Annotated in this window: 13 protein-coding genes; 9 read left to right on the top strand and 4 right to left on the bottom strand. The window is 71.5% G+C overall.

Annotation, left to right across the window (positions count from 1 at the left end; genetic code table 11):
* The 5 genes from QSK39_RS06590 to QSK39_RS06570 all read left to right on the top strand — a co-directional run bounded on the left by QSK39_RS06590 (position 1) and on the right by QSK39_RS06570 (position 4,947).
* Entirely contained in the window at positions 1–993 is a 993-nt protein-coding gene (locus tag QSK39_RS06590; RefSeq protein WP_285476743.1) for an ABC transporter permease, read from the top strand.
* Complete coding sequence (locus tag QSK39_RS06585) at positions 990–1,985, top strand: ABC transporter ATP-binding protein (protein WP_285476742.1); 996 nt, start codon at positions 990–992, stop codon at positions 1,983–1,985. Before QSK39_RS06590 ends, QSK39_RS06585 begins: the two co-directional genes overlap by 4 nt.
* Before the next feature lie 41 nt (positions 1,986–2,026).
* Positions 2,027–3,430, top strand: coding sequence for a GH1 family beta-glucosidase (locus QSK39_RS06580; RefSeq protein WP_285476741.1), 1,404 nt, complete (start codon positions 2,027–2,029; stop codon positions 3,428–3,430).
* Positions 3,431–3,553: 123 nt separating this feature from the next.
* On the top strand, positions 3,554–4,273 hold the full coding sequence (locus tag QSK39_RS06575; protein ID WP_353051036.1) for a DUF2306 domain-containing protein: 720 nt from the start codon (positions 3,554–3,556) through the stop codon (positions 4,271–4,273).
* A gap of 53 nt (positions 4,274–4,326) precedes the next feature.
* Complete coding sequence (locus tag QSK39_RS06570; RefSeq protein WP_285477948.1) at positions 4,327–4,947, top strand: DUF2306 domain-containing protein; 621 nt, start codon at positions 4,327–4,329, stop codon at positions 4,945–4,947.
* Here the strand turns inward: QSK39_RS06570 and QSK39_RS06565 are convergent.
* Both QSK39_RS06565 and QSK39_RS06560 read right to left on the bottom strand, forming a co-directional pair.
* The gene (locus QSK39_RS06565; protein WP_285476740.1) at positions 4,898–6,058 is read right to left on the bottom strand and encodes an acyl-CoA dehydrogenase family protein; all 1,161 of its coding nucleotides are present in this window, start codon (positions 6,056–6,058) and stop codon (positions 4,898–4,900) included. The two genes, QSK39_RS06570 and QSK39_RS06565, sit on opposite strands and share 50 nt — an antisense overlap.
* Complete coding sequence (locus QSK39_RS06560) at positions 6,055–8,397, bottom strand: bifunctional salicylyl-CoA 5-hydroxylase/oxidoreductase (RefSeq protein ID WP_285476739.1); 2,343 nt, start codon at positions 8,395–8,397, stop codon at positions 6,055–6,057. The genes QSK39_RS06565 and QSK39_RS06560 overlap by 4 nt, the downstream gene beginning before the upstream one ends.
* 67 nt (positions 8,398–8,464) lie before the next feature.
* On the opposite strand from QSK39_RS06560, the gene QSK39_RS06555 reads away from it, so the two are divergent.
* Positions 8,465–8,860: a RidA family protein gene (locus QSK39_RS06555; protein ID WP_285476738.1), complete on the top strand. Its 396-nt coding sequence runs from the start codon at positions 8,465–8,467 to the stop codon at positions 8,858–8,860.
* Here QSK39_RS06555 and QSK39_RS06550 read toward each other — a convergent pair.
* On the bottom strand, positions 8,847–9,689 hold the full coding sequence (locus QSK39_RS06550; RefSeq protein ID WP_285476737.1) for a PaaX family transcriptional regulator: 843 nt from the start codon (positions 9,687–9,689) through the stop codon (positions 8,847–8,849). The two genes, QSK39_RS06555 and QSK39_RS06550, sit on opposite strands and share 14 nt — an antisense overlap.
* Positions 9,690–9,790: 101 nt before the next feature.
* The gene (locus QSK39_RS06545) at positions 9,791–10,066 is read right to left on the bottom strand and encodes a DUF2510 domain-containing protein (RefSeq protein WP_285476736.1); all 276 of its coding nucleotides are present in this window, start codon (positions 10,064–10,066) and stop codon (positions 9,791–9,793) included.
* Between the two features lie 139 nt (positions 10,067–10,205).
* Between QSK39_RS06545 and QSK39_RS06540 the strand changes: the two genes are divergently transcribed.
* The 3 genes from QSK39_RS06540 to QSK39_RS06530 are packed head-to-tail and all read left to right on the top strand — an operon-like array spanning position 10,206 to position 11,992.
* Positions 10,206–10,880, top strand: a complete 675-nt coding sequence (locus QSK39_RS06540) for a GNAT family N-acetyltransferase (RefSeq protein ID WP_284742895.1) — start codon at positions 10,206–10,208, stop codon at positions 10,878–10,880.
* Between the two features lie 44 nt (positions 10,881–10,924).
* Positions 10,925–11,572, top strand: coding sequence for a cytochrome P450 family protein (locus QSK39_RS06535; protein ID WP_285476735.1), 648 nt, complete (start codon positions 10,925–10,927; stop codon positions 11,570–11,572).
* A 60-nt stretch (positions 11,573–11,632) separates the two neighbouring features.
* On the top strand, positions 11,633–11,992 hold the full coding sequence (locus QSK39_RS06530; protein ID WP_285476734.1) for a PLDc N-terminal domain-containing protein: 360 nt from the start codon (positions 11,633–11,635) through the stop codon (positions 11,990–11,992).
* Positions 11,993–11,994 lie beyond the last annotated feature (2 nt).

The raw sequence follows: 11,994 nt of genomic DNA, 5'->3' as shown, positions 1-11,994 counted from the left end.
ATGGCCGTACCCGCGGCGGACGTCAAAGCCGCCCAAGCTCTCCCCGTCGACGCGATCGCCGGCCGGTCGAAGCGGCGCCGGTTCCGGTTCCTGACCGGCGGCAAGACGATCACCGGGCTGAGCGTGCTCGTGTTCTTCGTCGTGATCGCGGTCATCGGGGAGTGGATCGCGCCGTACGACCCGTCGGCGCGCAGCAACGACCTGCTGGAGGGGCCGTCGGGCCGGCACTGGTTCGGCACCACCCACCTCGGCCAGGACATCTTCAGCCAGGTGGTGGTCGGCACCCGCAGCGTCATGCTCGTCGGGCTGGCCGCCGGGATCGTGGCGACGGTCCTCGCCGTCATCGTCGGCGTGACGTCCGGCTACCTCGGCGGCACGCCGGGCGAGGGGCTTTCCGCGCTGTCCAACGTGTTCCTGGTGATCCCGGCGCTGCCGCTGATCATCATCATCGGCAGCGCGGTGCCCACCGGCGGTGACATCCTGGTGGCGGTGATCATCGGGTTCACGTCGTGGGCGTGGGGCGCGCGAGTTCTGCGTGCCCAGACGCTTTCGTTGCGCGGCCGGGAATACGTCGAAGCCGCCCGGGCGACCGGCGAGTCGACGTGGCGGATCATCTTCTTCGAGATCCTCCCCAACCTGACCGCGGTGATCGCGTCCAGCTTCGTCGGCACGGTGATCTTCGCGGTGATGTCGGAGATCACGCTCGCGTTCGTCGGCGTCTCGGGACTGTCCAACTGGAACTGGGGCACGATCCTGTTCTGGGCGCAGAGCCAGCAGGCCCTCGCGCAGGGCGCGTGGTGGTGGTTCGTGCCGGCCGGGCTGGCGATCGCGATCCTCGGCACCGCGCTGTCCCTGCTCAACTTCGGCATCGACGAGTTCGTCAGCCCGCGCCTGCGCGGCAGCGGCAAGGCGCGCGTCAAGGGCGCCGACGGACGGACGCATCGCATGCGCGTGGGCTTCACGCCCGTGCTCGGGCGGGAGGAACAGCCATGATGGACCCGGTCCTGGAGATCAAGGGCCTGGACGTCGACTACGGCGTCGGCGACGAGGCCGTGCGCGCGGTCCGGGACGTGCACTTGACGCTGCACCGCGGCGAAGTGCTCGGCCTGGCCGGGGAAAGCGGCAGCGGCAAGTCCACTTTGGCCTACGGGCTGACGCGGCTGCTCGCGCCGCCGGGCGTGATCCGCGGCGGCCAGGTGCTCTACCACCCCGCCGACGGCGAGCCGTACGACGTGCTGAAGCTGACGGACAAGCAGCTGCGGGACTTCCGGTGGGCGGAGACGTCCATCGTGTTCCAGGGCGCGATGAACTCGCTGAACCCGGTGCACAAGGTCGTCACGCAGCTCGTCGACGTCATCAAGGCGCACGAGCCGCGGTCGACGAAGGCCGGCCGCTACGCGCGGGCGAAAGACCTGCTCAAGCTGGTCGGGATTTCGGCCGACCGGCTGGAGGCGTTCCCGCACCAGCTTTCCGGTGGCATGCGCCAGCGCGTGATGATCGCGATGGCGCTCGCGCTCGAACCGCGGGTCGTCATCATGGACGAGCCGACCACCGCGCTGGACGTCGTGATGCAGCGCCAGATCCTGGGCCAGCTCGTGGAACTGCGCGAGCGGCTGGGCTTCTCGGTCCTGTTCATCACGCACGACCTTTCGCTGCTGGTGGAGTTCTCGGACCGGATCGCGATCATGTACGGCGGCCGGATCGTCGAGCAGGCGCCGGCGGCCGAGCTCTACCGGGACGCGCTGCACCCGTACAGCCACGGCCTGCTGAACTCGTTCCCGGCCCTGCGCGGTCCGCGCCGCGAGCTGGCCGGGATCCCGGGGTCGCCGCCGGACACGCGCGGCATGCCGACCGGCTGCGCGTTCCACCCCCGGTGTCCCAAGGCCTTCGAGCCGTGCGACTCGAAGGTGCCCGAGCTGGGCCTGCCCGGCGGAGATCCGTCGCGCGAGGTGGCGTGCTTCCTGCACCCCGTCGCAGCTCCCTGAACGCCGTCTGTCCTATCCGGTCCACCTGGAGGAGACCCGCCTTGACCGAGACCACAGCCGCGACCGCCGAACAGCAGGCGCTGATCGACACGCTGCCGCCGGACTTCCGCTGGGGCGTGGCGACCGCCGCGTACCAGATCGAAGGCGCGATCGCGGAAGACGGGCGCACTCCGTCCATTTGGGACACTTTCTGCCAGGTCCCGTGGGCGATCGACAACAACGACACCGGTGAAGTGGCGTGCGACCACTACCACCGGATGCCGGCGGACATCGAGCTGGTGAACGAGCTCGGTGCGGACACCTACCGGTTTTCCGTGGCGTGGCCCCGGGTCCAGCCGCGCGGGCGCGGCGGCGTCAACGAGGCGGGCATCGGGTTCTACGACCGGCTGGTCGACGAGACGCTCGGCAAGGGCATCGCGCCGTGGCTGACGCTGTACCACTGGGACCTGCCGCAGGAGCTGGAGGACGCGGGCGGCTGGCCGGCGCGCGACACGGCGTACCGGTTCGCGGACTACGCGATGCTGGTGTTCGACCGGCTCAAGGACCGGGTGCGCCACTGGACCACGCTGAACGAGCCGTGGTGCTCGGCGATGCACGGGTACGTGCACGGCGTGATGGCGCCGGGGCGGCGGGACTACGCGGCCGGGCTGCACGCGGTGCACCACCTGCTGCTGGGCCACGGTCTCGCGACGCAGCGGATGCGCGAGGCGGCCCCGCCGGACACGGAGTTCGGCATCACGCTCAACATGTGCACGGCCGACCCGGCGACGGACTCGGAAGAGGACGTCCGCGCGGCGCGGCAGGCCGACGGCCTCGGCGTCCGGGTCTACCTGGACCCGCTGGTGCGCGGCGAGTACCCGGCCGACGTGGTCGAGGACCTGGCCGCCCGGGGCGTCAAGCTGCCGATCCAGGACGGCGACCTGGCGGTGATCTCGACCCCGCTGGACTTCCTGGGCGTGAACTACTACTTCGGCCAGCAGTTCTCGGGCGTGGACGAGACCGGCCGCGCGGTCGACGACGACGGCGTGCCGACGTCCCGGACGATCCCGTTCGGCGAGCCGACGACGGCGATGGGCTGGGAGATCCTGCCGGACAAGTTCACGGAGCTGCTGACCCGGCTCGGGCGCGACTACCCGGGCCTGCCGATGTACATCACGGAGAACGGCTCGGCGTTCGACGACGACCCGGACTCGTCGGGCTTCGTCCGCGACGAGCAGCGCACGGCGTACCTGGCCTCGCACATCGCCGCGGTGGCGGCGGCGCGCAACGCGGGCGCCGACGTGCGCGGGTACTTCGCATGGTCCCTTTTGGACAACTTCGAGTGGGCCTACGGGTACGCGAAGCGGTTCGGCCTGATCCGCGTGGACTACGAGACGCAGGAGCGCACGATCAAGCAGAGCGGCTACTTCTACCGCGACACGGTGCGGCGGGTCCGCGGCAGCTGAGTCACCCGGTCGGGGGTGGGGTACACCCCACCCCCGCGTCGGTGGTGCGCACCATGGTTGGCCACCCCTGAGCACCCCTAACGTCGGACGGGCAAGATCCCGAAACGACTGACAGGGGGAACCATGGCGGTCCGGACAGCGCCCAAACCCATCCCGCCCACGGCGGCCGAGGCCACGACGGCCTGGTGGCGACGGCCGTGGATCGGCCCGCTGGCCCTCGTCGTGCTCGCCTTCCTCTCCTTCTCGCTGCCGCCCTACCTGGCCCTCGACCCCGCCCAGTCGCGGGTGCCCGCGCCCGAGGGGTTCCCGGCGCACTACTGGTTCCTCGTCGGGCACGTCGTCTTCGGTTCGGTCGCGATGATCGGCGCCGTCCTGCAGATCTGGCCGTGGCTGCGCCGGACGCACCCCGTGGTCCACCGCTACGCCGGCCGCGCATACGTCTTCGCCGGCGTGCTGCCCTCCGGGCTGATGGCCCTCACCATCGGGTCGCAGAGCCCGTTCGGCCCGGTGACGCGCGTCAGCGACGTCCTCGCCGCGGTGCTGTGGATCGGGTGCACCATCGCCGGCTGGCGGGCCGTGCGGGAGCGCCGCTTCGGCGATCACCGCAAGTGGATGATCCGCAGTGTGACGCTGACCTTCTCGATCATCGTCAACCGGGTGATCTCGCCGATCGCGATGATCGTGCTGGAACCGCAGATCCCGACCACCTTCGGCGGCAGCGAGCTCGCCTACAGCCAGAGCGTCGGCGCCCTTTCTTCCTGGGGTGGGCTCTTCTTCGCGCTGGTCGTCAGCCAGCTGATCCTGGAGCGCCGCCCCGCGCGCAAGCCGGCCGGTGTGCGATGACGACCACCCTGCCGGACGCGAGACCGGGCAAGACGTGGTGGCGGCGGCCGTGGATGGCGCCCCTGGCCCTGCTGGTCGCCGTCTTCCTCGCCTACTCGGTGCCGCCGTACCTCACGCTGGACCCCGCGCAGTCCCGCGTCCCCGCGCCGCCGGGGTTCGCCGCGCACTACTGGTTCCTCGTCGGGCACATCCTCTTCGGCACGATCGCCATCGTCGGCGTCATCCTGCAGGTCTGGCCGTGGCTGCGGCGCACGCACCCGGTCGCCCACCGCCGCATCGGCCGCGTCTACGTCTTCGGCGGCGCGATCCCGTCCGCGCTCATGGCGCTGACCATCGCCCTGTTCAGCCCGTTCGGCCCGGCGGCCGGGGTGCTGAACGTCGTCGCGGCGCTGCTGTGGCTCGGGTTCACCATCGCCGGCTTCCGCGCGACCCGGCAGCGCCGGTACGCCGATCACCGGCGGTGGATGATCCGCAGCTTCGCGATGACCATGAACACGTTGCTCAGCCGGGTTTACGCGCCGATCGCGTTCATCGCGCTCGGCCCGCACTACCCCGACCAGGCCGCGCTCTTCCAAGCCGCTTCGACGCTGGCGGGCACGATGAGCGTGCTCACCCTGCTGCTGCTCAGCCAGTGGTGGCTGGACCGGAAGCCGAAGCCAGCCATCGCGCGATGATCGTCCGCTGGATCTCCGACGCGCCTTCGTAGATGCGCGGGGCGCGGACTTCGCGGTAGAGGTGTTCGAGCAGGTGCCCGCGGCGCAAGGCGCGGGCGCCGTGCAGCTGGACCGCGGAGTCGACGACGAACTGCGCGGCTTCCGTGGCGAACAGCTTCGCCATCGCCGCGCGGCCGCCGAGGTTCTGCTCGCCCGCGTCGTAGGCACCCGCGGCCGCGTAGACCAGGAGCCGCGCGGCTTCGGTGCGGGTGGCCATCTCGGCGAGCGCATGGGCGACGGCCTGCTGCTTGATCAGCGGGCCACCAAAGGCTTCCCGCTGCCCGGTGTAGTCCACAGTGGCGTCGAGCGCCGCCTGCGCCATCCCGACGGCGAACGCGCCGACGCTCGGGCGGAACAGGTCGAGCGTCCGCATCGCCACCGCGAAGCCGCGGTTCTCTTCGCCGAGCAGTTCCTCGCGGCGGACCTCGACGCCGTCGAACGTGACCGTGCCGATCGGGTGCGGGCTCACCAGGTCGAGGTGCTCGCCGCCGAGCCCCGGCCGGTCGGCGGGGACGACGAACGCGCTGACGCCACGCGACCCCGCGCCTTGCGTGGTGCGCGCGAAGACCGTGTAGAAATCGGCTTCCGGCGCGTTCGAGATCCACATCTTCTCGCCGGTCAGGCGCCAGCCGTCACCGTCGGGCTCCGCCGCCAGGGACAGCGCGGCCGCGTCCGAACCGGCGTCCGGCTCGGTCAGCGCGAACGCCGCCACCGCGTCGCCGGTGGCCACCGCGGGCAGCCACTTCGCGACCTGATCGTCCTGTCCGGACTGGAGGACCGGGTAACTTCCCAGTCCCTGCAACGCCAAGGCCGTCTCGGCTTCGGTGTTCACCGTGGCGAGGTTCTCGCGCAGGATGCACAGGTCCGTCGCGGCCGCCTGGCGAGACGGCTTTCCCTCGGCGACGCCGGGGAAGAGCCGCGCGAGCATGCCGAGCGCGCCCATCTCCTTGAGCAGCGGCCGGTTCACCGCACCCTCCACACCGGACTCGGCGAGCGGGCGCAGCCGGTCTTCGGCCAGCCGCCGGACTTCCGCGGCGAAGGCCTGCTGGCCGGGGTCGAGGGCGAAGGTCATGCGGGGGCTCCCGGTCGCCAGCGTGCGTGGGCGGTGCCGGTCGGCCCCGACCGGACGAGGTCGAGCCGCGGCTCCGGGCCGTCGGTGCGCCCGGACTGCGGTTTCCGGCTGCCCGCAGCGAACGGTTTCGGCCACGGCATCGCGTACCCCTGTTCGGCTGCCGCGTGCAGTGTCCACTGTGGATCATAGAGGTGCGTGCGGCCCAGGGCGCAGAGATCCGCGCGGCCGGCCAGGATCAGCGAGTTGACGTCGTCGTAGGAGGAGATCGCGCCGACGGCGATCACCGCGATGCCGTACTCCTCGCCGATCTCGTTGCGGATCCGGTCCGCGTACGGCGTCTGGTAGCTGCGGCCGTACTGCGGCTTCTCGTCGCAGACGACCTGGCCGGTCGAGACGTCGATGCCCGCCGCGCCGTGGGCGGCGAAGGCGCGGGCGATTTCGACGGAGTCGTCCGCGTCGATGCCGCCGTCCGCCCAGTCGGTCGCCGAGATCCGGACGGTCATCGGGCGCTCGGCGGGCCAGGCCGCGCGGACCGCGTCGAATACTTCGAGCGGGAACCGCAGCCGGTTCTCCAGTGAGCCGCCGTAGTCGTCAGTGCGCCGGTTGGTCAGCGGAGAGAGGAACGACGACAGCAGATAGCCGTGCGCGCAGTGCAGTTCGAGGACGTCGAAGCCGGCGCGGGCGGCCGCGTGCGCGCACGCGACGAACTCGTCGCGGATCGTCGCCATGTCCGAAGTGGACAGTTCGCGCGGGATCTGGTTGCGGTCGGAGTACGCCAGCGCGGAAGGAGCGCAGACTTCCCAGTTGTCTTCGGGAAGGGGTTCGTCGATGCCGTCCCACATGAGCTTCGTCGAGCCCTTGCGGCCCGAGTGTCCCAGTTGGACACCGATGCGCGCGGGCGACTGCGCGTGCACGAAGTCGACAACCCGCTTCCAGCCCGCTTCCTGCTCGGCCGTGTAGAGACCGCCGCAGCCGGGCGTGATCCGGCCTTCGGGCGAGACGCAGACCATCTCGGTCATCACCAGCCCGGCGCCGCCGAGGGCCTTGCTGCCCAGGTGCACCAGGTGGAAGTCGCCGGGCACGCCGTCGGCCGCCGAGTACATGTCCATCGGCGAAACGACGACCCGGTTGGGCAGCTCCAGTTCGCCGAGCTTGAACGGCTGGAACATCGGCGGCCGTGACGTCGTCCCGAGCGACGTCGCGAACCAGTGGTCCAGCTCGGTCGCGAACTCCCGATCGCGCAGGCGGAGGTTGTCGTAGGTGACGCGGCGGCTGCGCGTGAGGATGTTGAACGCGAACTGCGGTGGCTCCTGGTGGGCGTACTGCGCGATGTTCTCGAACCACTCCAGGCTCGCCTGCGCGGCACGCTGCGTCGACTGGACGACCGGCCGCCGTTCCAGCTCGTACGCCTTGAGCGCCTCGGCGACGCCTTCGTTTTCGTGCAGGCAGGCGGCCAGCGCGAGCGCGTCTTCCATCGCCAGCTTCGTGCCGGAGCCGATCGAGAAGTGCGCGGTGTGCGCGGCGTCGCCGAGGAGGACGACGTTGCCGTGCACCCACGTCTCGCAGCGGACGGTGCCGAACGAGACCCACTTGGAGTTGTTCGCCATGATCTTGTGCCCACCGAGGACGTCGGCACACAGCTCGCGGATCAGCGCGATCGACTTCTCGTCGCTCTCGCCCGGCTTGAGCGCGGTGGCCGCGATCGGCCCGAACGTCCGCTGCCAGACGTCTTCCTGCACCTCGAGGATGAACGTGCTGCCGTCGCGGCCGTAGGGGTAGCCGTGGATCTGCATGATCCCGGCGGGCGTCTCGAGGACGTAGAACTTGAAGGCGTCGAACACGAGGTCCGTGCCCAGCCAGATGTAGCGGCACCGGCGCGTCTCGATGCTCGGCCGGAACGTCTCGGCGTACTTGGCGCGCGTCGGTGAATTGACGCCGTCGGCGGCGATGACCAGGTCGTAGCCGTCGAGGTCCGCCGGGGCCTCTTCGCGGAAGTGGAGGCCGACGCCGAGTTCGGCGCAGCGGCTCTGGAGGATGCCGAGCAAGCGCTTGCGGCTCATCGCGGCGAAGCCGTGGCCGCCCGAGGTGGTGACCGTGCCGCGGTAGTGGACGTCGATGTCGTCCCAGCGCGCGAACTCGGCGCGCATCGCTTCGTGCACCGCCGCGTCGGCGTGCTCGATGCCGCCGAGCGTCTCGTCGGAGAAGACGACGCCGAAGCCGAACGTGTCATCCGGCGCGTTGCGCTCCCAGACGGTGATCTCGTGTCCGGGGCCGAGCTGTTTCGCCAGCGCGGCGAAGTACAGACCCGCCGGGCCGCCACCGATGACCGCGATACGCACGCCGTCCAGGGTATGTCGTCACCACTACGACCGTCAATAACGCGAAAGATGGCGTACGGTGTCCCGCATGGAACGCATCAACCCGCCGGAGCTGGGCAAGCCGTCCGGGTTCTCGCACGCGGTGGTGGCCGAAGGGCGCGTGGTCTTCCTCGCCGGGCAGACGGCGCTGGACGCGTCGAACAAGATCGTCGGCGACGGCGTGGTCGAGCAGTTCGAGCGCGCGCTCGGCAACCTGCTGACGTCCCTGCGTGCGGCGGGCGGTTCCCCGGAGGACCTCTGCAGCGTGACGATCTACATCGTCGACATGGCGGACTACCGGACGCACGCGCGCGAGATCGGCGCGGTCTGGCGCAGGTTGGCGGGCACGGAGTACCCGGCGATGGCCGGCATCGGCGTCGACCGGCTCTGGGACGAAGAGGCCCTCGTCGAGGTGCAGGGCTTCGCCGTCGTCAGCCGAAGGTGATCGACTTCGAGACGTACGCCCGGGCCGGGTCCTCCAGCTGGGCGTGCAGCTCGAAGAACAGCTCCGCCGCGCGGATCCCCGACCAGTCGCGGGGCAGGAACTCCGCGGGCAGGCCCGGGTCGAGGTAGGGCATCCGCCGCCAGCCGGTCAGCACCCGGACGTAGTCGGCGAAGGCCTGCTCGTCGGTCACGGACTTGCGGCGCAGTGCCGGGCCGTGCTCGTCGAGGAACGTCGTGTACAGCTCGTCGAGCCGGTCGAGGTCCCACCAGTCGCGGACCTTCGCGCGGACGTCGCCGAAGGCCAGGTGGTCGGCGCGGAACAGGTCGGCGTACCCGGCCAGGCCGAGCCGGGTCAGGGCCTCGGCGGTCGCCGCGTGCAGGTGCGCCGGGGCGATCCAGACGCCGGATGCGGCGGTGCCGAAGCCCATCCGGGCGAGCTGGGTGCGCAGGAGGTGGCGTTTGTGCCGCTCGGTCTCCGGCACCGAGAACACCGCGAGCAGCCAGCCGTCGGCCGCGGTCGCGCGCCCGCGGCGGAAGATCCGCTCGTCGCCCTCGCGCAGGATCTCGCGAGCGTCGTCGGACAGCTCGTACCCGGCCGTCGCGCCCCGGCGCACCGCTTCGAGGATCCCGCGCCGCTTCAGCCGGGAGATCGACGAGCGCACGGCGGGCTCGTCGACACCGACGGCGGCCAGCAGGTCGATCAGCGAAGCGACCGAGAGCCAGCCGCCCTCGGTGCGCGAATAGAGGCCGTACACCGTCACGATGAGCTGGCGAGGCTGGGCCGCCCGGCCGGAGCCGTCCAGTTCGGTTGCCTCGGGTACGGCCGTCATCGGGCCACAATAACGCCTCCCGAGCCGATCGCTCCGCTACGATTTCGCCGCGATGCTGCCAGCCACCAAGGGGATCTTCGACCGGCTCACCGGCCCGGGGCCTAGCCGGCCGTCTTGAAGTGCTCCGTCCACCGGGATCCGTCCCACCACTGCGTCGCGCTGGGCCGCTGGGGCGACGGGTACCAGCCGGCCGGTGGCCCGGTGGGCGCGGCAGGCTGCGCGGCGGGCGCCTCGCCCTGCTGGGCGAGTGCCTGTCGCTGGAGCCGGGTCTGCGTCTGCAGCTCACGCAGCGATTTCTTGGCGACACGCTGCTTCTTGCTACTGCCCCGCACGAGCCCGGCCGTGCCGATCATGAGGGACTTCCGGATGAGGCCCACGCGGACCGCCTTTCTTCGGAGGTACTCGCGGGAGTCGGCGGTCGTGCGAGCCGCGTTACGCGTCCGAGGGCGCGATTCGGCCGGGCAGCGACCGAGATGACGCCTCCCGAGCCGATCGCTCCGCTACGATTTCGCCGCGATGCTGCCAGCCACCAAGGGGATCTTCGACCGGCTCACCCGCCGCGGCCGTCTGATGACCAAACGGACCTGCGACCGGCAGGGCCACGTGCTGCGTGCGGGGCGTTTCCTCTTCCGGACGCCGACCGCGTGGGAGTACGCCGCCGCGGTTGCCTGCGGTAGTGACCCGGCCGCCCAGCGCTGGCTCGGCTGGCAGCCGGACTCGATCGTCGCCAAGTCCGCGCGGGCCGATGCGCTGCGCGTTGTGCCCGGGACCGGACCGGACTGGGTGTCGCCCGATCCGCAGTCGATCGACCTGGTGATGATCGACGTCGAGGCCAACCGGTGCGTCGGCCTGGTGAGCGTGCACACCGGCGAGGACGGCGGCCCGGAGACCGGCGGCTACCTCGCGCCGGACTACCGCGGCCGCGGCAACGGCAGGGTGCTCTTCGCGGCCGGGCTGACGCTGGCGCACGAGCACCTGGGCCTGCCGGGCGTGCGGGCCGGCGCCGAGGTCGGCAACGTCGCGAGCGCGCGGTCGCTGCTGGCTGCCGGCCTCGCCCGCGTCGCCGGGCCGCCGACGTACCGGCTGCCGGACGGCCGCGTCACCGAGGCGTGGTGGTTCCAGCACGCCGTCCCGCGCACCACCCGCTGCGGCGGGCCGCAGGCGACGTGGTTCCCGGCGTCGCTGCTCTGATCACTTCGGCCGCCGCCGACGTTTCCCGTGGCTACCTTCACGGCATGACTTCGCTCGCCGCTCCGGTTCCGCCGGTGCCCACTGACGTTCCACCGGCAAGCATCGCCTGGCTGCGGGCTTCCGTGGCCCGCTTCAGCAACGGTGCCGACCACGACCGGCGGCGCGCGCTGGCCGTGGACCTCCTCGCCGAGGTCGAGCCGGAAGTGTTGCGGCGCAAAGCTTTCGACGCGGCCGGCGGCGACCCCCGCCTGGTCGTCGTCGGGGTGCTGGCGGGGGAGCTGGGCCTGCCGGTGGCGGCGTCGGACGTCGTGACGGCCGCGGCCGCCTACCACCCGCACGTGCCGCCGTCCGCGGACGCCGAAGCCGCGCTGGGCCGGCTAGTCGCGGCGTGCGGCGGCCCGACCGAGCTCACGGCGGCGCGGATCGGCCTGCTGATCCAGGCCTGCGAGGCCACCGCCGGACTGATCCGCAACGCGGTTCCGTTGGTGCGGGCGGGAAAGCCGCCCGAGGAGGCGGTGGCGGAAGTGCTGCGCGCGGACCCGCCGGTGTCGCACACGCGGCGCCGGGTGCGCGGCGAGGACGTCCTGGTGCCGCTGGCCGGAACGCCGTTCGGGGCGGGCCCGCGCGAGTGCCCGGGGCCGGCGCACGCGATCGCGCTCGCGACCGGCGTGCTCGCGGCGACCCCCGGCTGAGCCCCGGTGATCTTCTGCTAAGACTTACCGCGTTCATCTTCTTGGGGGAAGGCGCGGGAAATGCTGTATTTCGACGGTCTGCTCGGCGTCGTCACGCTCGGGCTGTGGATCTTCTGCCTGGTCGACGTGATCACGACGGACGAGTCGTCCTGCCGCAACCTGCCGAAGGGGCTGTGGCTGCTCGTCGTGCTGGTGCTGCCGCTGGTGGGGTCGATCATCTGGCTGGTCGCGGGGCGGCCGCAGCAGGTGACGCGGGCGCGCGGCCCGTACGAGCGGACCGCGCCGGCGTACCCGGAGTACGACCGCCCGGGCCGGTTCGCGGCCGGCAGCCCGGACGACGACGAGGAGTTCCTCCGCAAGTGCCGCGAGCGCGCGGAAGCGCAGCGGAAACTGGCCCGGGAGAAGAACTCCGAGGACTGAGC

The sequence above is a fragment of the Amycolatopsis sp. NBRC 101858 genome (assembly GCF_030269325.1).
GTDB classification, from domain to species: Bacteria; Actinomycetota; Actinomycetes; order Mycobacteriales; family Pseudonocardiaceae; genus Amycolatopsis; species Amycolatopsis ponsaeliensis.
Note: the sequence above shows the minus strand (reverse complement) of the source record. Positions and strands in the feature narration are given on the sequence as shown.